The organism is Methanococcoides methylutens, assembly GCF_000765475.1.
Classification (GTDB): Archaea; Halobacteriota; Methanosarcinia; order Methanosarcinales; family Methanosarcinaceae; genus Methanococcoides; species Methanococcoides methylutens.
In genome coordinates this window covers 392,659-413,018 of record NZ_JRHO01000009.1, presented here as the reverse complement: position 1 = coordinate 413,018, position 20,360 = coordinate 392,659, and the positions used below count along the sequence as shown (strand labels likewise).

Here is a 20,360-nt window from a genome sequence, read left to right as displayed (position 1 = left end):
GGAAACTCTCAACTTTCCATTTTATAATGCGCCCATATAGATTTTTAAAAAAACAAATCCATCTATCTGAATCTGGTAAAATTATTCAAAAAAAGGAAAATAAGCCTCGAGCGTGATTTGAACACGCGACCTAGTGATTACAAATCACTCGCTCTGCCGGGCTGAGCCATCGAGGCGCTATTGAAACGTACCCTAACAATGCATAATAACAAATAAATGTTATGGTTGATTTTAGCATAGTAGAACTATCATGTGGCAGGAAATGGCAAAATACGGGAAAAAGCTGGTCGATCATGGACTGGTAGAGTCAAATTTTGGAAATATCAGCGTGCGTATCGCGGACAAAATGATAATAACAAGGAGTGGCGCAGCACTTGATGAGATCACTGAGAACAGTGTGGTGGAAGTCCCCATCGAGGGAACATCGGAACTTGACCGGATCGCATCCACAGAGACCATCGTGCACCGTGCAATTTACAACAACACACCTGCACTTGCGATCCTGCATGCTCACTGCCCATATTCGGTGACCCAGACACTTATTGCAGATTCGGACAGCATTATTCCGCTTGACAGTGAAGGCATCCACTTCCTTCACGAAATACCCATTTTCAAGGGAATGATGGGAACTGGCGAACTGGCAGAAGCAGCAGCAGAAGCACTTTCTGACCACCAGGGAGCAATAGCATACAGCCACGGGACCTTCGCAGTGGGTAAGACGCTTGCTGATGCTTACATCATCACAACCCAGATAGAGCATTCATGCAGGATCAAATATCTGGTCGATCTTGCAAAGAAGTGAAGGTCAGCAAAACCATAACAGCTAATAAGAAAGAGCAAGATAAAGGTTAGTCCATGACCATTGACGCATTAAGACCTACTGCCACAAGAATACTTGATCCGGTAGCCATAGCGATCGCAAGAAGGAGAATATCACCAAATTCCCTTTCGATAGCGTCCCTTGGATTCGCAGTACTTGCGGGCATCTGTTTCTACTTCTCGGTCGAAAGGCCATTATTTGCACTTGCAGCCATCCTTTTTGTCGGGCTTAATTCAGCCTTTGATGCACTTGATGGCGCGGTAGCAAGATACCTTCGCACAGATAGCAAGAAAGGCGACTTCCTTGACCATGTAATAGACCGTTATTCCGATGTGTTCATCATCTGCGGAATGTTCTTCGGAGGGCACGTGCAATGGCAGATCGGCACAATAACCATCATTCTGGTCTTGCTTGTAAGCTATCTGGGAACACAGGCACAGGCACTGGGAATTGGAAGATTCTACGGCGGTATCATGGGCAGAGCTGACAGGCTGGTGCTGATACTGGTTACCTCGATAGCCTATTATATCTATAGCGAACCTGTCCTGGGGTACACAATGATAGGCTGGTGTATTATCGCCATTGGACTTGGAAGCCACATAACAACGATACAGAGAATGGGAAGCATATGGAAGCGCCTCTAAACGTTTTGGCCTTCTGACCCCGATTATTTTTGGAATAGTTTAAAGTAGAGCAAAGTCCATTTAAAAATCATGCAGTTTTCTGACCTGAAATATGAATATCTTGAACATACCGCGGATGCAAAGTTCAAAGCCTACGGGAAAACAATGGAAGAGGCCTTTGAGAACGCAGCTGTTGCCATGTTCAACGTAATGATCAATACATCAAAGGTTGACTGCAAACACACAGAAGAAATCAAACTTACAGCACCTGACATAGACGATCTTTTGGTTGACTGGCTCTCAGAACTTCTGTTCCTCTTCGAAGTGGATTTCATAGCCTTCGGAGAGTTCAAAGTGGAGAGCATTACACAGGTGAATGGCGAATACACAATATCAGCACAAGCAAGCGGTGAAGAGATCGATCTTGAAAAACACGAGATCGATACCGAAGTCAAAGCTGTGACCTACAATGACCTGAAGGCAGAGGAAGTTCCGGAAGGTTTCATGGTACAGGTAACAGTTGACACATGATCAGATCACAGGATCATATAAGTAAATATAATAATTCAAAATCACAGTGGGAGGGACACGCATGGAAGATGCAGGCAGCATAAAGGAATCACTCAAAAGGATAGACGATAATATATGGGAGATCCCGATCGGATCGAAACCAGGAATGAACGTCCCGGGAAGAATATATCTCTCAGATAAACTTATCCACAACCTTGAACCGGAAGCACTCGACCAGGTCGCAAACGTGGCAATGCTCCCCGGAATACAGAAATACTCCATGGCGATGCCTGATGCACACCTTGGATACGGATTTCCCATAGGAGGCGTTGCAGCCTTTGATGAGGAAGAAGGGGTTATCAGCCCTGGAGGCGTGGGTTTTGACATCAACTGCGGAGTACGTCTTGTCAGGTCCAACCTCACTGTTGAAGATGTCCGTCCGGTCATGAAAGAACTTACTGAGAAACTATTCCAGTCCGTACCTGCGGGCGTCGGTTCCAAGAGCCGAATTAGGGCCTCCGAGAGCGAACTTGATGACATTTTCCTGCATGGCTCCCGTTGGGCAGTTGAGAACGGATACGGTGAGAAGGCAGACCTTGAACACTGCGAAGGTGGCGGATGCATAGAAGGCGGGGATGTAAGGCATATCAGTGCCAAGGCCCGCAAGAGGGGACGGCCACAGGCAGGAACATTAGGCAGCGGAAACCACTTCCTTGAAGTGCAGTATGTAGACAAGATATACGACCAGGAAGTTGCTGATAGATTCGGTCTGGAAGAAGGACAAGTATCCTTCATGATTCACTGTGGTTCAAGAGGCACCGGCCATCAGATCTGCACCGATCACCTTCGTACCATCTCACAGGCTGCAAAGAAGTATAAGATAGCACTTCCTGACAAACAGCTTGCGTGTGCTCCGGCACAGTCCGATGAAGCACAGAACTACTTCAGGTCCATGATATGCGCTGCTAATTATGCATGGAACAACAGGCAGATCATCACCCACTGGACCAGGGAGATCATTTCAGAGGTTTTCAGGTCTGACATCGATGAGCTTGGGCTCGATCTGGTCTATGATGTTGCACACAATGTGGCAAAACTGGAAGAGCATACCGTGGACGGCAAGAAAAAGAATGTCTACGTCCACAGGAAAGGAGCCACAAGAGCATTCCCACCGGGACATAAGGACGTTCCACAGGCATACCGCGATGTTGGCCAGCCGGTATTGATACCCGGAAGCATGGGAACAGCTTCGTTCGTACTTCATGGAGCAGAAGCTTCAATGGACATCTCTTTCGGAAGCGCATGCCACGGAGCGGGCAGGGTAATGAGCCGTGCACATGCAAAGAAGGAGTTCCACGGCGAAGACATCAAGAGCGATCTTGAAAAAAGCGGGATCATGGTAAGGGCTGCACATCCATCCGTGATCGCGGAAGAAGCACCTGGAGTTTACAAGTCCAGCAGTGATGTTGTCAATGTTGTGCATGATCTTGGCATCGCAAGAAAGGTTGCCAGAATGATGCCCCTTGGCGTTGTTAAAGGCTAATAGGACAGAATCGATCATAGACAGAATATCATAAGAACTGACCTGGCAGGATACTAGAACGACATAGCTTTGCTTAAAGTTGTCTGATGTGAAAAGACGATCATTAGAATTAAGAAATAAGTAGAGTTAAGACATGATCGATTAAAAGATATTCAGAAATGATCATAACAGGAAAACGACATTGAAAAAAACTACAAGAGAGTGAGGAAACGGTCTTGTTTGAGGGGATGAATGGTTTGCTTGATTACAGTCATTTACAACACAAAAGTTTGCAAGCATTCTGCCCGTTTCCTCAAATAATAGATAGATATAATAATATTTAAAGATGTTCGATATCGTTTAAATATAAAAGAGGTTATGACGATTTAATTGCAACGTCTTTTTCCAATATCCGACCGTCAACCATTTTAAGTTCTATCCTTAATCTTGCGCCCATGGATAAAAAGGCGAAGATGATCAAAAAGGTTCGTATTATGGCTGACTACCAGTTCGGCAAGGGATGCGGAGATATTCTTTTTTCTGATGACGTGACCTTCCAGCTCTCAAGGACAAAACGTATCAGGCAGATCATGATCGATGGCAAGCGTATTGCAACAGCAAGAGCAAGGGATGGAATGCTCACACTTAGCATGGAAGCTGCTACAGCAATCCACGCACATGTTCCTGCACCAGCTCTAAGGGTAGCAGTATGCGATGATGCAGTACCTTTTGTTTCAAAGGGAAAGACCACATTCGCAAAACATGTGACATCCATAGACCCCGGTCTTCGAAGCGGCGATGAGGTCATCATTGTAGATGAGGACGATAATGCCATTGCTACCGGACAGCTCATGCTTTCACCCGACGAAGTTGAAGCACTTGATACCGGCGCTGCAGTGGATGTACGTTGCGGATGTGAACAGTAACAGGCATCCGGACGATCCCACCAGAGGGAACTAAGGTCAAAATATACATATAGCAACAGATTAAATAAGCTGTGAACTTATATATCGCCTCAAATTCATCTCGTCGGAGGGTGAAATCATCGCAGAAGAGGAACTCTTTAAAACGTTTGTCATTCCTGACAATACAAAAATGGAAGAGCACAATATCGTGCTGGATGGAGACATCATAGTAGGTAACCATTCAGATATACGATATGGCCTGATAGCTGATTCTGCGATCCTCGGAGAAAGGGTTGAGGTTTCCGGCGATATCAATGCCAGATCAGACATCAGGATCGATATCTGGTCCCACATTGGCGGAACTGTCAAGACCAAAGAGAACGCCTACATCGGAGAGTTCGTCTCCATTGACGGGAAGCTTGTTGTCAAAGGTGACCTTGATATCGGCAACAATGTAAAGATCAGTGACGGATTCGAGGCAAAGGGATGGATCGTTGTAAGGAATCCGGTCCCCGTAATAGCATATCTTTTCCTGTACCTGACCGAACTTTTACGCATGGGCAAGGATGAAGAGGTCGAAAAAGCATTAAGTGAAATGTTTGACGAAGAAGTTGAGACCATCGGCACTACTGCCATGATCATACCAAACGGCTCCAAGATCTCCATCGATTCCATAAGAGTTCCTTCAAATGCTGTTATCGGAAGCGGTTGCCGCCTTGTGGGAAATATCCGCGCTACTTCACTTGACCTGGCAAATGGCACTACACTCTACGGAAGCATACGTACCATGAACACAGTGAACCTTGGTGAGAACAACACCATACACGGGAACATAGTTTCACGTGGAGATGTACACATCAATAAAGGTACACACGTCCTTGGAGAGATCAATGCCAATTCCATAAGGATACATGAAAGCGCACGTGTGGACGGAGTCATGAGAGCATCAGGCGGGATTGTCTTCGACCGTGAAGAAGAGGATGTCCTCAATGAGAAAGAATTGATGACACTCGATATTTGACGAACATAACTAATTTTGAGGGATTCTATGACCAAAGAGACTACCCTATCAAAAGATTACAAATCAATTGTAGAACAGGATGAAAAGTACGTAATGCAGACATACACACGCCAGCCCATCGCTCTTGAGAGCGGGAAAGGCTCAGTTGTCCGCGACATAAACGGTAATGAGTTCATTGATTGCGTGGCAGGAATTGCCGTGAACAATGTGGGACACTGCCACCCTCGCGTCGTAGAAGCGATCAGCAAGCAGGCGGAGAAGCTCATACACGTTTCAAACATATACTATACCGATGTGCAGGCACAACTTGCCGAGGAACTTACCAATATTACCAACATGGGCCGTGCATTCTTCTGTAACTCCGGTACCGAAGCCGTTGAGGCTGCAATGAAACTGGCAAGGGTCACAACAGGAAAGACCGAGTTCATCGCAGCGGAACACTCATTCCACGGCCGTACAATGGGCTCCCTCACAGTTACACACAAATCCATTTACAGGACACCATTTGAACCTCTTATACAGGGTGAAAAGTTCGTTGCCTATAATGATGCACAGGCGATCAGGGATGAAATAACAAAAGATACTGCAGCAGTTATCGTCGAACCAATACAGGGAGAAGGTGGAATCAATGTTCCATCAGATGAGTACCTAAAAGAGGTACGTGAGATCTGTGACGAGAAAGACATGCTCCTGATATTCGACGAGGTCCAGACCGGTTTCGGAAGGACAGGAAAGTGGTTCTGTAAAGACCATTCAAAGGTAGTTCCCGACATTATGACCATGGCAAAAGCAATCGGCGGAGGATTCCCCATGGGTGCCATTGTGGCACGTGATGGCATATCCTTTGGAAAGAGCCAGCATGCTGCAACCTTCGGAGGCGGACCACTGGCATGTGCTGCATCCCTTGCATCCATAGGTGTGATCAGGGACGAAGGTCTTGTGGACCGCTCAGCACAGATGGGCAAGTACTTCATGGACAAGCTCAACTCACTTGAACTCGACAACATAGTGGAAGTTCGCGGACGCGGTCTTATGATCGGCGTGGAGATCAACAAACCCTGTGCAGACATTGTGGACCTTGCAAGGGAGAACGGAGTGCTCCTTAACTGTACATCCGAGAAAGTCATCCGTATCGCACCTCCTCTGGTTATCACCAAAGAACAGATCGACGCGGTGGTGGATGTACTTGCCCAGATATGAACTGATAAAGGAAGAGATAGCATCCATTGCAAAATATGTTCCCGGCAAATCAATTGATGATATTGTCAGGGCCTACGGGCTGGACCCTGCATCGGTCATCAAGCTTGGTTCTAACGAGAACCCCCTGGGACCATCTCCAAAAGCAGTGGAAGCACTCATAAAAGATGCACAGGGTATCAGTATTTATCCATCCGCTGATGCCCGTGAGCTCGTGGAAGCGATATCAGAATACACCGGCATAGATGCAGACCATATTGTAGCATCAGGTCCCGGCATGGACGGACTTCTGGACGGACTCACAAGACTTGTCATCAGCCGCGGTGATGAGGTCATCCTTACAACGCCAACGTTCTCCTACTACGAGATATCTGCACGTGCAAACGGTGCAGTTCCTGTTTACGTACAGCGTGAAGAGGATTTCTCAGTGGACGTTGAAAATGTACTCGATGCCATCACACCACGAACAAAGATCATCTTCCTGTGCTCACCCAACAATCCTTCAGGCAATGTAGTACCTGAAGAGGATATACTCCGGATCGCAGAAGCAACTGAAGCCCTCGTGTTCGTTGATGAAGCATACGTGGAATTTTCTGACAGGAATATCGCACACCTTGTTCCAAAATATGACAATATCATCGTCGGAAGGACATTCTCAAAAGCATTCGGTCTTGCCGGAATGAGGATCGGATACGGCATGCTCCCAATATGGCTCAAGGAAGAATACATGAAGATAGCAACTCCATTCAATGTGAGCTCCACAGCAGTAGCTGCAGGTGTTGCTGCGCTTTCAGATACCGAGCACCTCAACAAAAGCATTGAGCTGGCACGTACGGGCAAGAAGTATCTTCAGGATAATATCCCGTTCAAGGTATATGACACCCAGGCAAACTTTGTCCTTGTTGACGTAGCCCCACACAAGGCACGTGATGTTACCACAGAATTACTCAAAAAAGGGATTATTGTGCGTGACTGCACTTCCTTCGCCAATGCAGGGGATTCACTCATACGCATAACTATTGGCACAGAAGAACAGAACAAAAGGGTAGTTGAAGGCTTTTCTTCCATCTGAGCCCTTCAAAACCTTAAAGCCTTCTATCTGACTGCCTGATAAAGGCAGTCAATAGATCTTATCTATTTTCATTAACGGATAATCCAGCTCTTTGTTGAACTCCATTGAAACATGAGCCATTACGGAGCCGTATTTTGCATCGATCTGGACATTGAGCATGCGACCTTCCAGCTCACAGTAACCAAACTCATCATTAAGCTTTGAGCGTACCATATCCCTGTCGATAGAAACGGTTATCTTCTCCACACAAGGTTGCACCGAGATACTCTGGGCAATTGCAGTCTCAAGACTTTCCACCGTCCTCAGGCTCACAGGAGAACCAGTGAACTGATGATACAAAGCTCCAAGTTTAATTCCAGCTTCAAAAAAGACGTTATCCCTGTCGGTTATTGTGTTTTCGGCCATATGTTACCTACCATGATCATTGCTGCAGCGAAATTGACCTGAAAATATAAAATTAATACGGTCACCTGAAATCAATAGAACAGGAGGAAATATCAGGCTTTCTTTACAGTTACCCAGAAAACACTTCCATTACCTGCAGGATTATCTTCCACACCTACTTCGCCACCGTGCAGATCAATTATCCTTTTGACAATAGCAAGACCCAAACCCGTTCCTTTCACTGCAGCCTTGTTAACACGCTTGAACCTTTCGAAAACGTATGGTTTATCCTCATCAGCAACCCCTTCACCGAAATCGGTTACTGTTACCTTCCACTCTTCCCCATTGTCAAGAATATCAACAATCACCTTGCTGTTCTCAGGACTATATTTTACTGCATTCGAAAGTAAATTCGTAAAAACTTCTTCCAGTACCGGACTTATTTTTGCTTTATAGATACCATTTGCATTGTTTTCAAGAACTATATTCTTACTTTTGAATTGAACACGAAGAGCCTCTATTGCCATCCTCAAAAATGCACCAACATTCAATTCCTTGAATTCCAGTTCACTTATAGATTCCAGCCTTGAAAGCTTGGAAGCTGATTCGATCATGTCGATAAGGTTTTTATTACTTCTTTCAATAGCAAGGAGTTTTCCAGTAGTATCCGGATCAAACTCCCTTTTAAGCAATATTTCAACAAATCCTTTGACAAGACCTGCAGGATTCAGCAGGTCATGGCGTATGATATCAGTGAAAAGATCCTTAAGTTCATTTGAGCGTTCCAGTTCCCAGGCATATTCCTGAAGATCGGACTCCACCTTTTTCCTCATCGTGATATCACGATAACTGCAAACATGTCCTTTGACCACACCATCTGTGATAACAGGGAAAAGATGGTACTCAAAAATACGCCCATCCTTGAAATAAAGGATATCTGAATCTCTTTCTATCGAATTTGAAAACGTCTTTATCTTTGAAAGGACCAGACTAGCATTTTTCAGTTGAGGTACACCATATTTGGCAAATGCCTCAAGGTAGTTCTTCCCAATGTCAGACTCATCAGGAATATTCCAGATCTCCCTGAATTTATTGTTCGTCAGCCTGATCGTTCCGTGGTTATCAAAAAAGGATATACCATCATCTGTAGCTTCCAGAACATTCCTTAAAAGGGACTCTCTGCTTTTGACCATCCTCTCCACATCTTTAGTACCGGAAATTTCCCCCTTGAACTTTTCTTTAGAAGAAGATCTCATCCGATCTGCGTCAGGATCATCTTTTACGCCAGATGCATCATTTGCGGTGATAGGAAAACCTCCCAGAAGCCCAATATGAATAACTGTACCCCACAATCATTCAAAGTATAATATATAAGCATGCAATATATAAGAGTGCCGAACCATTCGAATCAAGACATCAAAAACAGGAAGCTAAAACTCATCTACTTCTCAAGCCGACCTCATTATCGATATCTTCTGCGATCTTTTCCAGCTCATCGAATATCCTTTCAGAATCTTTTCTCATCTCGCAGACCGCGGCTTTAAGGCTTCCACCACGAAGATACAGCATCTTTTTTCTTCGATATACAAGACCAGAACCTATAAGATTGCGAAGGTGATGATTCACCCGGGATAAATTAATACCCAGAGAGCGTGCAAGCATTTCAGACGTAACTCCTTCATCATGAGACAGATTTGAAAGCAGGTCCATGACTATCTTTTTGGAAATATTCTCGACATCCCTGCCAGAGGAAAGCCCAAAGCTATCGCAAAACCAGTGAATATCTTTCTCGAGATCTTTTTCCACAGGTTTTTCAATATTGATAAGAATGATCTGATGAGCCATCAATTATACTTTGATGTTCAAAGCATATATACCTTATTGTTTTTGTGGATATGATTTCCATAAAATTAATATGAATGATATAATATCGAGATTAATCCCCATATTATGCAAAACGCTTAAATAGTAGAACAGACAATTTGAAGTGTTGAATCATGCAGTTCACAAAAATACCCGATTGTGACCTGGAAATACAATTATGCCATCAAGTAAGCAAGGGGAGTATGCTTCAAGATGCAATTGGGTCATTGTTGAGTACGCGCATGTAATCCATATATTGATCACATGAAGTAGAACAAACCATTACATGACCATAACATAAGGAGGTTCAAATGGATCTAAACCGTTTTACACAGAAAGCACAGGAAGCTGTCCAGAAATCATTCACCATTTCTGCAAGGTACTATAACCAGCAGACAGATTGTGAACATCTGTTCCTTGCATTAATGGAACAGGATAGCGGCCTTGTACCTACACTTCTCAACAATATGGGCACGGACACACAAACGATCGTCCAAAAGCTAGAGGAGCATTTGTCCGGATTGCCACAGGTATCAGGCCCGGGAAGTGAGCAGGCGTACGTAAGCCAGTCATATAACAGGGTACTCGATACTGCTGACAAGGAAGCCCGCTCCATGAACGATGAATATGTCAGCGTTGAACACCTGCTCATAGCATTACTAAAAGAAAAAGGAAGTCCCAGCTATCGCATACTTGGAGAAGCGGGGATCACACTTGAAGCCACTTTACAGGCAATAAAAGAACTAAGGGGGAATCGACGCATTACAAGTGAAAATCCCGAAGACACCATGGAACCGCTCAAGAAATACGGAATTGACTTTACCGAACTTGCTGCACAGGGAAAGCTTGACCCTGTGATCGGAAGGGACCAGGAGATCAGACACACCATAGAGATCCTTTCCAGGCGCAGGAAGAACAACCCCGTCCTTATCGGAGAAGCCGGAGTCGGAAAGACCGCAATTGTAGAAGGACTTGCATTGCGTATCGCAAAACGAGATGTTCCCGATGCCATGAAAGATAAGAAGATAATCGCACTTGACATGGGTTCACTGATCGCAGGAGCAAAGTTTCGGGGAGAGTTCGAGGAACGTCTCAAGGCAGTCCTAAAGGAAGTTGCGGAATCCGAAGGACAGATCATCCTCTTTATCGATGAACTCCACACCATTGTGGGTGCGGGTGCCACAGAGGGCGCCATGGATGCAGGGAATCTGCTAAAACCCATGCTTGCAAGAGGGGAACTACACTGTATTGGTGCTACGACCCTTGATGAGTATCGCAAGTACATTGAAAAGGATGCGGCTCTTGAGAGGCGATTCCTGCCTGTACTGGTGGACCAGCCGGATGTAGAGAACACCATCTCCATCCTGAGAGGACTGAAAGAGAGATATGAGGTCCACCACGGAGTGAGGCTAAAGGATACAGCACTCGTGGCAGCAGCGGTTCTCAGCGACCGATACATCTCGGACAGGTTCCTGCCGGACAAGGCCATCGATCTTGTGGATGAAGCAGCTGCAAAGGTCAGGACATCCATAGACAGCAAGCCACCGGAGCTTGACGAAGCCGACAGAAAGATCCTGCAACTGGAGATCGAGCGGGAAGCACTTAAGAAAGAGAAGGATGCGGTTTCAAAGGAGAGGCTGGCAGACCTTGAGAAAGAGCTGGCAGATATCCGTGCCGAGTCCGATGCAATGCGTGCAAAATGGCAGGGTGAAAAGGATATCATCGCAAACCTGAGCTCTTTGAAACAGCAAATAGAAGAGATCAAGATCCAGCTTGAGCTGGCAGAGAACAGCGGTGACTTTGAACAGGCATCAAAGCTGAAATACGGTACACTGGCACCTCTTGAGCACCAGTATAATGAGGAGGAAGCAAAGCTTCAGGAGCAGCAGGAGGAGATGCTTCTCAAAGAAGAGGTTGGCGAAGAGGAGATTGCACAGGTGGTCAGCCAGTGGACAAACATCCCGATCACGAAGCTCATGGAAGGAGAACGTGAGAAGCTTATCCACCTGGAAGACAAGCTCCATGAGAGATTGGTCGGACAGGATGAAACAGTAAAAGCTGTCTCCGACGCTGTCATCCGTGCCTATGCCGGCATCAAGGACCCCAAGAGACCAATAGGAAGTTTCATTTTCCTCGGACCTACCGGTGTGGGTAAGACAGAACTCGCCAAAGCACTGGCAACTGAGCTCTTCGATGATGAGAACAACATGATCCGCATCGACATGTCCGAATACATGGAAAAGCACACCGTATCAAGGCTGATCGGTGCGCCGCCGGGCTACATAGGCCATGAGGAAGGAGGGCAGCTTACCGAAGCAGTACGCAGGAGACCATATTCCGTGGTCCTGTTCGATGAGATCGAAAAGGCCCACCATGATGTGTTCAATGTTATGCTCCAGATACTTGATGACGGACGCCTGACAGATTCACACGGAAGGACTGTAAACTTCAAGAACACGTTGATCATCATGACATCGAACATCTGCGTGGACTACGCCATCTCAAAGCTCGAGAAGGGGGAAGACTACGCCAGCATGCAGGAGATGGCACAGAACGAGCTGACCAAACACTTCAGACCGGAGTTCATCAACCGTATCGATGAACTTGCAATCTTCAGGCCGCTGACAAAGGACCAGATTGTGCAGATAGTGGACATCAAGGTTGCAGACCTTGTCCACAGGCTCAAGGAGAAGAGGATCAGCCTTGAGCTCACCGATGCTGCAAAGCATTATCTTGGAGATGCAGGATACAGCGAGTCTTTCGGAGCACGACCACTTAAACGTGTCATTCAGAACGAGGTCGAGACAGCAGTTGCAAAACTGATCGTTGAAGGTAAAGCTCCCGAAGGCTGCACGATCGTTGTGGATGCGAACGAACGTGGCATAACTGTTGAAGTGGCCAGTCAGGCTGAAGAATAAGACATTAAAAGGGGGGCTTAAAGCCCCTACCCCTATTTTAGATTCCTACTCAAGCCCCATTAGTCCTCATAATACTTTCTTGGAACCCTCATAATAGGAGACTCAAGATAAAGTAATAGAAGCAGGAACATTGCTGTTGAGAATATTGGAAGATATGCAGGCAATACAATGTAAGATGCTATGGGTAAAATGAATACGATAGCTACAAAAGCCATTGCTTTTGGCCCCCTCAACTTAGGATAAGGATACTCACTTACCATAAGCAAAGAGAGCAACAGCATAATTGCGATAACTCCGTAGAAATGGACGTACCTGTCTGCCATGAGCAGATAGGAAGCGATCACTACAGCAGCTGCGGTTATAGGCAGGCCTTCAAAATCAGGGATGGTTTTCTGTTTTGTGTTGAACCTTGCAAGTCGTATAATTCCACAGAACAGATAGAAGCATGCCCCAATGGCCATTAGGTAAGGATGAGAATAACCATAGATAAAATATAAGGCAGCTGCAGGTGCAACACCAAAGGAGATAGCATCTGCAAGGGAATCCAGATACTCACCGATAGCACTGTTAGGCATCCGACGTGCCAGAAAACCATCCATGCCATCAGCAATAGCTGCGAAAAGGATGAGTATGAAAGCAAGGTCAGCATGCCCGGAGCATGCACTGAAGATCGCCATCATACCAAAAAGGGCATTCCCAAGTGTCATAAGATCCGGGACCCGGAGGGTTTTGAACATCATTGTTTTTCCCTCTTGAATCCTTTTTCTTTTGCGATCATGGTTTCCCCTGCATGCACACGGTCACCGACCTTGCACGATATCTCAAAATCAGATGGAATGGTCACATCGACCCGGGAACCAAAGCGTATCATTCCGATCTTTTGTCCACTGGCCACCTTGTCCCCCACCTTCAAATATGACACTATCCTACGAACCAGAACTCCAGCTATCTGAGTAACTTCCACATCCCCGTGGCTGCTTTCAATAACTGTGATCGTACGCTCGTTCCTTTCAGAATCCTTATTGAACGCTGGTATATGCCCGCCTTTTATATGAGTTATGCCCCGGATGGTTCCGGAGATAGGGGCACGGTTTACATGAACATTATGAACGTTCATGAATACGCAGACCTTGCCATTGCTGATATCTATTACTTTACCATCAGCAGCAGAGAACAGACAATGGTCACATATCTTTGTTGTCCTTTCAGGGTCCCTGAAGAACCATACTATAAAGAGAAAGAGAGCAAGACCAAGATATGACAGGTAACGAAGTAATTCAAGACCTGTAAAATTGGATGCTATTGTGCTCGCCAGAGCTAACAGGCCCACAACAGCGACCCATGAAGTCGAATCTTTAGCTAACATTTCTGAAGTCCTTAGCTTTTCCGCAATATGTCCCTGATCTGCCGGGTTGTCATTTGCCACAACCCATCGATCATGTCAAGAAGTTCAGGCAATATTCGCATCACAACATAAGCGATCACAAAGAGTGCAATGGCTGAACCGATCTTTGCGACCACATGATGGGCGATCTCAAAACTTTCAGCTCCGAACCACTGGTCCCCATAAGCCACTATCACAAAGGCATCCCTGACGATGTTCAACATATATATTACGGGCACAGATACCATGAAAGCTGACATGAGCCTTTTGAAAGGCGCATTGATGGAGATAATCAGTCCTGTGAACAGGGCAATACTTTCGATGGCAGTACAGGCAAGTATGATCTGTACGGTGTAACCATTATAGGTAATCATGTGCCATGTAGACTCCACATTGTAACCCAGAAGTCCAAGCAAACCAGCTGTAGCATTGGTCACATTGGATATGATCCACTGATTCAGGGAAAGAATGTTCGCGAAAGGGAAGTAGAACAATGAGCCTATTGCCGTTGCGCTCGTAACCATCAGAATGATATTGGTATCCTGAGAAAGTCCTGATTCTGAAGGTCCCTTGTACTCACGTATCATACTATGTGCCATGAAAAGGCAGAAGGCAGCAATTGCCAGGGTAAGAACTACATTGAAATAGTCACTAATCTCAATATAATGTAACGGCTGGTATGCCCAATGGAGAGAAAAGAATATCCACCCTACACCACCTGTGAGGAACTTTATTCCCCTTGTTGCAGGTATGATCGAGGATAATATCATCAGGGCAACTGCAATCCATAGTACGTTTTCTATCATTATCAAACACCTTTATCACAGGTATCATATATAGTATCTTGCTAAATGTATTAAGGTTTTGTTCAAATGACAGTTCCCACCACCCCTCTGCTCACAGTTGATGCCGTAATCATCTTAAATGGTAAGATTATACTGATAAAAAGAAAGAATCCCCCTTTCAAAAACGGATTTGCACTACCGGGTGGTTTCGTGGAGATAGGCGAGACGACCGAATCTGCGGCAATTAGGGAAGCATATGAAGAGACCGGACTATCTATCGATCTTGTCAAATTGATAGGAGTGTATTCAGAGCCTTCGCGAGATCCAAGAGGACATACTGTATCAGTATGTTACCTTGCGATAGGCCACGGCGAACCAAAAGCCGCCACTGACGCAGCTGAAGTAGCCTCATTCGACATAAAGGAGCTACCGGATATAGCTTTTGACCACCGAAAAATGATTGACGACGCAGGAGATGATATTAATGGAATTCTGTCCAAAATGTAAGAGCATGATGTTCCCTATCGAAGGGTCATTAAAATGTAAAAAATGTGGGTACGAAAAAGATAAAGAAACAAACCCTGAACTGGTATCAAGATCAAACCGTGAAGAAAGAGAGGTCACAGTACTTGAAGGCGATATTGATGAAGGACTCCCCACAACTACAGCAAGATGCCCAGAATGTGAAAACAACGTCGCATACTGGTGGCTAAGACAGCTAAGATCTGCGGATGAATCTGAGACCAGGTTCTTCAAGTGTACCAAATGCAGCTTCACATGGCGTGAATACGACTGAAGACATATGTGCGAAGAACAGTGAAAGCATATATACTGTAAATGATATAAAGAAGTTGAAATCGAAACTATTTGGCGGAGAAACAACATGTTCAAGGCGACAATTGATGCATATCTTCTAAAAGATTCAGTCGAAACATTATCTGTACTCGTAGATGAAGCAAGATTCAGGATATCACCGGAAGGAATCGCGGTTCGGGCAGTAGATCCTGCAAACGTTGCAATGGTCAGTTTTGACCTGGCAACTGATGCATTTGATGATTTCAGTGCAGATGACTGCGAATTGGGATTGGACCTGTCAAGAGTAAGTGATATACTTGCAGTTGCAGACAGGGATGACAAGGTTCAGATGGAACTTGATGAAGATACAAAGAAACTGAAGATCCAGATCGGAGGTTTCTCATACACCCTCTCATTACTTGACCCGTCAACCATTCGTGCAGAGCCAAGGATCCCACAGCTCGAGCTTCCAGCAGAGATCGTCCTCAACGGCAAGGACCTCCAGAAGGCTGTCAAAGCTGCAGAGAAGATAAGTGACCACATGTTACTTGGCGTTGAAGGAGAAAATTTCTTCATGGAAGCTGAAGGCGATACTGACCGTGTGAAACTCACAATGTCACGCGACCAGCTGATTGACATCAAAGCAAATGACACACGTTCACTGTTCTCATTGGACTACCTGTCAGACATAATCAAACCCGCTTCAAAATCCAATGAAGTTACACTACACCTTGGAAAGGACTTCCCGATAAAGATCAATTTCTCCATTGCTAATGGAGCCGGCACTATCGGATATCTCCTGGCACCAAGGATCGAATCTGACTAAAATGGACAGCAGAGATCTCGCCTTATATCCTTTTGTATCCGAGGCATCCGAGTATGTCGGTGGCCTCGGTTTTTCACCAGAGAAACTCTTATCCTCCCGCGCACTTGACTCTGCCCGCATGAGGGGAAAGGAACGTGTTATACAATCGCTTACAGGTGAGATCGAAAAACCGTCACCTTCAGCTTCGGAAGAGGGAAAGATCCTCACCGAACTTTTGTCATACCCTTTTGCAAGGATACTGGTATCCTGTATCGATGACCAGTTCCTGATAAGAAAATATGCACTTGCCGAAGCAAAAGCTGCATACAGGCTTCTTAAGACGCAGCAACCGGAGTTCCTACAGGAACTTGGCATTGATTTCCATATCAATGCAGAGACCTACGAGAATGTGGAGTCCCATGATATCCTTTTTGACCTTCATTTTACAGATTACATCAAACTTGCAACTACCTTAAAGGACCTGAACTGGAAACTGGTCAACAGGAAAATGAAAGCAGGCCATGTCAGGATCAGCAAGGAAGAATTTGCCCGCCTGCTGCAGGAAGCCATACGTTCACGCATACAGAATGCCCTTCCACTTTCAATTCCTGAGGAGATCAGCAAGGCATGCACCCCATACCTTGCAGATATCAACGAAACCCTTGAGGAGAAAAAATCCGACTTTGGAGTTGGGGAGTTCCAGAAAGTGGAAAGTGAACTGTTCCCCCCATGTATCGTGCAGGCTATTGCAAATGTCAGGGCAGGAGTGAATCTTGCCCATTCAATGAGATTTGCAATGACATCGTTCCTGTTGAACATCGGAATGACCGTGGACGAGGTCGTAGCCATGTTCAATGTATCTCCTGACTTTGACGAGGAGAAAACAAGATACCAGATCCAGCATATTGCCGGCTCATCAGGAACATCTTACAAACCACCATCCTGCAATACAATGCGCACGTACGGTAACTGCTATAATCCGGATGAGATCTGCAAGAACACAAAGCATCCTTTAAACTATTACAGCAGAAGGATGTGGCTCAAGAACAAAATGGAAAAAGAAAGAGAAAAGAAGGCTTGAAGGCCCTCCTTTTAAACTTCGACCAGTCACTATTAGTTTTCAGTTACTACTGGCATCAGACTCTATTGGCCTTCAGTTCCCAGTGAATATCAGATCATATTGAGTATCAGATTCTACCTACACCAGCAATAACTTCTGTTTTCCCATTACTTTATTTTCGACCATATTTGCGGCACTGTTCCACAAAACTGTCCACAGGGAAAGAACCCGGATGTGCGTGCATATAACTTGCCAGAGAATTGTGCTCTGTGATACCATCCTTGCCATTCATGATACCTTTTCCACGTGACATTTCATAGATAAGCCTTGAATCACTGTCACATTCTGTGAGAGAGTAGTGGAACTCATGTCCCCTGACAGGTCCGTTTATGAACTTACCCTTTGCAACACCTTCAGTGTATCCCAGTGCCTGAAGTCTCTTTGTAAGGATAGTCTCTGCAGGGAAAAGGTCTGCCATCTTGTAAACAACGTCCTCGATCTCATAGGAACTGCAAAGGTATTGTAGTCCTCCGCATTCACCGTAGATAGGCATGCCGTCTGCTGAGAAGTCTTTGAGCTTTTTGGTCGTCCTTGATTTTTCAAGCTCAGCAATGTTAAGCTCAGGATATCCACCACCAAAGTACATACCATCCACTTCAGGAATGTCGCCATCAAGCGGACTGAAGAACTCTATCTTTGCACCACATTTACGGAACATGTCGAACATTTCTTCATAATAGAAACAGAATGCATCATCACGGGCAACACCAATTGTGACCTCAGACATATTACCAACACATCGGTCATCTTCTACCTCAGGCTTCTTTGGCTCGGAAGCAAGGGAGAGGATCTCATCGATATCAACATTCTCCTCAATGAACTCTGCAAGCTTACCAACATCATAGTCCTGTTCAGAAGCCATGTGCAGGCCAAGATGCCTTGAAGGTACCTTTATATCGTTGTTCCTTGGAACAGTTCCCACAACAGGAATGTCGGGAAGAACATCTTTGATCATCTGGGCATGTCGGGGGCTACCCACCCTGTTAAGGATAACACCGGCAATGTTCACATCTTTGTCGAACTCGGTGAATCCTTTGACTATGGCAGCTGCACTTCTTGACATGCCGTGCACATTCACTACCAGAATAACAGGGATACCAAGAGACTTGGCAACATGGGCTGAGCTGGCGATCTCCGTTGAATTCATACCATCGTAAAGACCCATTACGCCTTCGATGACAGAGATATCAGCATCCTTGTAGCTGTTATCAACAGTTCTGCGAACACCATCAACACCCATCATGAATGTATCAAGATTTCTTGAAGATCTGCCGCATATAGCAGTGTGATGAGTAGGATCTATGTAATCAGGACCAACCTTGTAGGGCTGTACTTTCATATTCCTTTTCGTAAGGGCGGCCATAACACCCATTGCCACGGTGGTTTTGCCTACACCGCTATGTGTTCCTGCAATTAGGACCGATCGTTTCATGTCACTAATTGAGTTGGTTTTATATATATCCATTACTATTCCTGTTCATAACATAATCCATTCTAGTGTATACGAACATGAAAACTTCAAATGATCTTCTTACAGACAAGTTCGGACGAACGGTCAAAAGTCTTCGGATATCACTTACCAACCGCTGTAACCTTGACTGCATCTATTGCCACAGTGAAGGAGATGAAGGCAGCAGAAATGAGATGACGGTTGGAATGATCTCAGACATAGTGACAACTGCAGCAAAGTTCGGCGTCAATAAGGTCAAGTTCTCAGGTGGTGAACCTCTTGTCAGGAAAGATTTCGAGGAGATACTCAGAGCATTGCCGGAACTAAAGGACGTTTCAGTAACAACCAACGGCGTTCTCCTGAAAGACCGGGCATACGCTCTTAAAGAAGCAGGCCTGGACCGCGTCAATGTAAGTCTTGACACCCTTGATCCGGAAAAATATGCCTACATCACACATGGAAAACCGGAAAACCTGAATGATGTCCTCGAAGGGATAAATGCAGCCATAGATGCTGGCCTTACCCCCGTGAAGATCAACATGGTCCTCCTCAAGGGCATAAATGAGAATGAGATAGATGAGATGCTGGATTTCGTTCGAACTCACAAGGGAGACCTCGTGTTGCAAATTATACAGGTCATGGACTTCAGGGAAGGTGCACAATACAACCTCGATGCTGAAGAGATCGAGAAAGATCTTGAAAGGCGTGCAGATACCACAAGGATGCGCAAAATGCATCACCGTAAAAGCTATATTATCGACGGGGCAGAAGTTGAGTTCGTACGACCTATTGACAATGCAGAATTCTGTGCTAATTGCAACAGGCTCAGGATAACTGCGGATGGTAAGCTAAAACCCTGCCTTCTTGTCAATGATAATCTTATAGACTTCTCAAATGCTGATCCCGAAGACCTTCCAGAGCTCCTGAGAGCATCCATCGAACGTAGAATTCCTTTTTACAGGGACTCTAAAGAAAGAAGGATCATTGAGAAAAAAACAATCATTGGAGATCAATAAAATGGAAGTAGAACTTACAGTAGACGGTAATGATATCGAGATCAACCATTTCGTACAGAAGATACTTGGAGCAATGGCAAGTTCTTCTGTGGAGACCCTTCACGGTGTCGATGAGAACTGGAAAAACCTCACCATAAAAATTAAAAAATAAATATAATTATTTTCATCTG

General features: G+C 45.3%; 22 protein-coding genes and 1 tRNA gene. 15 read left to right on the top strand and 8 right to left on the bottom strand.

The window, feature by feature from the left end; genetic code table 11:
* Positions 1 to 102: 102 nt before the first annotated feature.
* Positions 103 to 176: transfer RNA gene (locus tag LI82_RS04435), tRNA-Thr, on the bottom strand.
* A gap of 86 nt (positions 177 to 262) precedes the next feature.
* Here LI82_RS04435 and LI82_RS04430 point away from each other — a divergent pair.
* From LI82_RS04430 to hisC, 8 genes are all read left to right on the top strand, one after another.
* Positions 263 to 802 (top strand): aldolase, encoded by a 540-nt coding sequence (locus LI82_RS04430; protein ID WP_330217366.1) that lies wholly within the window; start codon positions 263 to 265, stop codon positions 800 to 802.
* Positions 803 to 855: 53 nt separating this feature from the next.
* On the top strand, positions 856 to 1,464 hold the full coding sequence (locus tag LI82_RS04425) for a CDP-alcohol phosphatidyltransferase family protein (RefSeq protein WP_048193713.1): 609 nt from the start codon (positions 856 to 858) through the stop codon (positions 1,462 to 1,464).
* A gap of 69 nt (positions 1,465 to 1,533) precedes the next feature.
* Positions 1,534 to 1,974, top strand: coding sequence for an archease (locus tag LI82_RS04420; RefSeq protein ID WP_048193712.1), 441 nt, complete (start codon positions 1,534 to 1,536; stop codon positions 1,972 to 1,974).
* Positions 1,975 to 2,035: 61 nt separating this feature from the next.
* Positions 2,036 to 3,496, top strand: a complete 1,461-nt coding sequence (locus LI82_RS04415) for an RtcB family protein (RefSeq protein ID WP_048193711.1) — start codon at positions 2,036 to 2,038, stop codon at positions 3,494 to 3,496.
* Positions 3,497 to 3,930: 434 nt separating this feature from the next.
* On the top strand, positions 3,931 to 4,401 hold the full coding sequence (locus LI82_RS04410) for a PUA domain-containing protein (RefSeq protein ID WP_048193710.1): 471 nt from the start codon (positions 3,931 to 3,933) through the stop codon (positions 4,399 to 4,401).
* A gap of 169 nt (positions 4,402 to 4,570) precedes the next feature.
* The gene (locus LI82_RS04405) at positions 4,571 to 5,401 is read left to right on the top strand and encodes a polymer-forming cytoskeletal protein (protein ID WP_048193709.1); all 831 of its coding nucleotides are present in this window, start codon (positions 4,571 to 4,573) and stop codon (positions 5,399 to 5,401) included.
* Between the two features lie 27 nt (positions 5,402 to 5,428).
* Positions 5,429 to 6,601 carry an acetylornithine transaminase gene (locus LI82_RS04400; protein ID WP_048193708.1) on the top strand — a complete coding sequence of 391 codons (1,173 nt, stop codon included), beginning with the start codon at positions 5,429 to 5,431 and terminating at the stop codon, positions 6,599 to 6,601.
* Positions 6,588 to 7,670: a histidinol-phosphate transaminase gene (hisC, locus tag LI82_RS04395; protein ID WP_081955728.1), complete on the top strand. Its 1,083-nt coding sequence runs from the start codon at positions 6,588 to 6,590 to the stop codon at positions 7,668 to 7,670. The genes LI82_RS04400 and hisC overlap by 14 nt, the downstream gene beginning before the upstream one ends.
* A 48-nt stretch (positions 7,671 to 7,718) precedes the next feature.
* On the opposite strand, the gene LI82_RS04390 is transcribed toward hisC, so the two are convergent.
* The 3 genes from LI82_RS04390 to LI82_RS04380 all read right to left on the bottom strand — a co-directional run bounded on the left by LI82_RS04390 (position 7,719) and on the right by LI82_RS04380 (position 9,899).
* On the bottom strand, positions 7,719 to 8,075 hold the full coding sequence (locus LI82_RS04390; protein ID WP_048193706.1) for a dihydroneopterin aldolase family protein: 357 nt from the start codon (positions 8,073 to 8,075) through the stop codon (positions 7,719 to 7,721).
* A 92-nt stretch (positions 8,076 to 8,167) separates the two neighbouring features.
* Complete coding sequence (locus tag LI82_RS12400; protein WP_052402716.1) at positions 8,168 to 9,406, bottom strand: sensor histidine kinase; 1,239 nt, start codon at positions 9,404 to 9,406, stop codon at positions 8,168 to 8,170.
* 85 nt (positions 9,407 to 9,491) lie between these two features.
* Entirely contained in the window at positions 9,492 to 9,899 is a 408-nt protein-coding gene (locus tag LI82_RS04380; RefSeq protein ID WP_048193705.1) for a winged helix-turn-helix transcriptional regulator, read from the bottom strand.
* A gap of 329 nt (positions 9,900 to 10,228) precedes the next feature.
* Here LI82_RS04380 and clpB point away from each other — a divergent pair, with 329 nt between their 5' ends.
* Positions 10,229 to 12,835 (top strand): ATP-dependent chaperone ClpB, encoded by a 2,607-nt coding sequence (gene clpB / locus LI82_RS04375; RefSeq protein ID WP_048193704.1) that lies wholly within the window; start codon positions 10,229 to 10,231, stop codon positions 12,833 to 12,835.
* A 59-nt stretch (positions 12,836 to 12,894) separates the two neighbouring features.
* On the opposite strand, the gene LI82_RS04370 is transcribed toward clpB, so the two are convergent.
* Genes LI82_RS04370 through artA form a run of 3 tightly spaced genes read right to left on the bottom strand, consistent with a single transcriptional unit; the run spans position 12,895 to position 15,025 of the window.
* On the bottom strand, positions 12,895 to 13,575 hold the full coding sequence (locus LI82_RS04370; protein ID WP_048193703.1) for an archaetidylserine synthase: 681 nt from the start codon (positions 13,573 to 13,575) through the stop codon (positions 12,895 to 12,897).
* Positions 13,572 to 14,201 carry a phosphatidylserine decarboxylase gene (locus tag LI82_RS04365; RefSeq protein WP_048193702.1) on the bottom strand — a complete coding sequence of 210 codons (630 nt, stop codon included), beginning with the start codon at positions 14,199 to 14,201 and terminating at the stop codon, positions 13,572 to 13,574. Before LI82_RS04365 ends, LI82_RS04370 begins: the two co-directional genes overlap by 4 nt.
* Before the next feature lie 11 nt (positions 14,202 to 14,212).
* Positions 14,213 to 15,025: an archaeosortase A gene (gene artA / locus LI82_RS04360; protein ID WP_048193701.1), complete on the bottom strand. Its 813-nt coding sequence runs from the start codon at positions 15,023 to 15,025 to the stop codon at positions 14,213 to 14,215.
* A 66-nt stretch (positions 15,026 to 15,091) separates the two neighbouring features.
* Between artA and LI82_RS04355 the strand changes: the two genes are divergently transcribed.
* The 4 genes from LI82_RS04355 (at position 15,092) to priL (ending at position 17,685) form a co-directional block, all read left to right on the top strand.
* Positions 15,092 to 15,511 (top strand): NUDIX domain-containing protein, encoded by a 420-nt coding sequence (locus LI82_RS04355; protein ID WP_048193700.1) that lies wholly within the window; start codon positions 15,092 to 15,094, stop codon positions 15,509 to 15,511.
* On the top strand, positions 15,489 to 15,800 hold the full coding sequence (locus LI82_RS04350; protein ID WP_048193699.1) for a transcription factor S: 312 nt from the start codon (positions 15,489 to 15,491) through the stop codon (positions 15,798 to 15,800). Before LI82_RS04355 ends, LI82_RS04350 begins: the two co-directional genes overlap by 23 nt.
* Positions 15,801 to 15,887: 87 nt before the next feature.
* A complete protein-coding gene (gene pcn, locus LI82_RS04345) occupies positions 15,888 to 16,625 on the top strand; it encodes a proliferating cell nuclear antigen (pcna) (RefSeq protein ID WP_048193698.1) in 738 nt (245 codons plus the stop codon).
* 1 nt (position 16,626) lies between these two features.
* Positions 16,627 to 17,685 carry a DNA primase regulatory subunit PriL gene (gene priL, locus LI82_RS04340; protein ID WP_048193697.1) on the top strand — a complete coding sequence of 353 codons (1,059 nt, stop codon included), beginning with the start codon at positions 16,627 to 16,629 and terminating at the stop codon, positions 17,683 to 17,685.
* 151 nt (positions 17,686 to 17,836) lie between these two features.
* On the opposite strand, the gene LI82_RS04335 is transcribed toward priL, so the two are convergent.
* Positions 17,837 to 19,156, bottom strand: coding sequence for a cobyrinate a,c-diamide synthase (locus tag LI82_RS04335; RefSeq protein WP_048193862.1), 1,320 nt, complete (start codon positions 19,154 to 19,156; stop codon positions 17,837 to 17,839).
* A 77-nt stretch (positions 19,157 to 19,233) separates the two neighbouring features.
* On the opposite strand from LI82_RS04335, the gene moaA reads away from it, so the two are divergent.
* Together moaA and LI82_RS13190 are read left to right on the top strand one after the other, a co-directional pair.
* Positions 19,234 to 20,190, top strand: a complete 957-nt coding sequence (gene moaA / locus LI82_RS04330) for a GTP 3',8-cyclase MoaA (RefSeq protein ID WP_048193696.1) — start codon at positions 19,234 to 19,236, stop codon at positions 20,188 to 20,190.
* A gap of 1 nt (position 20,191) precedes the next feature.
* Entirely contained in the window at positions 20,192 to 20,341 is a 150-nt protein-coding gene (locus LI82_RS13190) for a hypothetical protein (RefSeq protein WP_167879783.1), read from the top strand.
* Positions 20,342 to 20,360 lie beyond the last annotated feature (19 nt).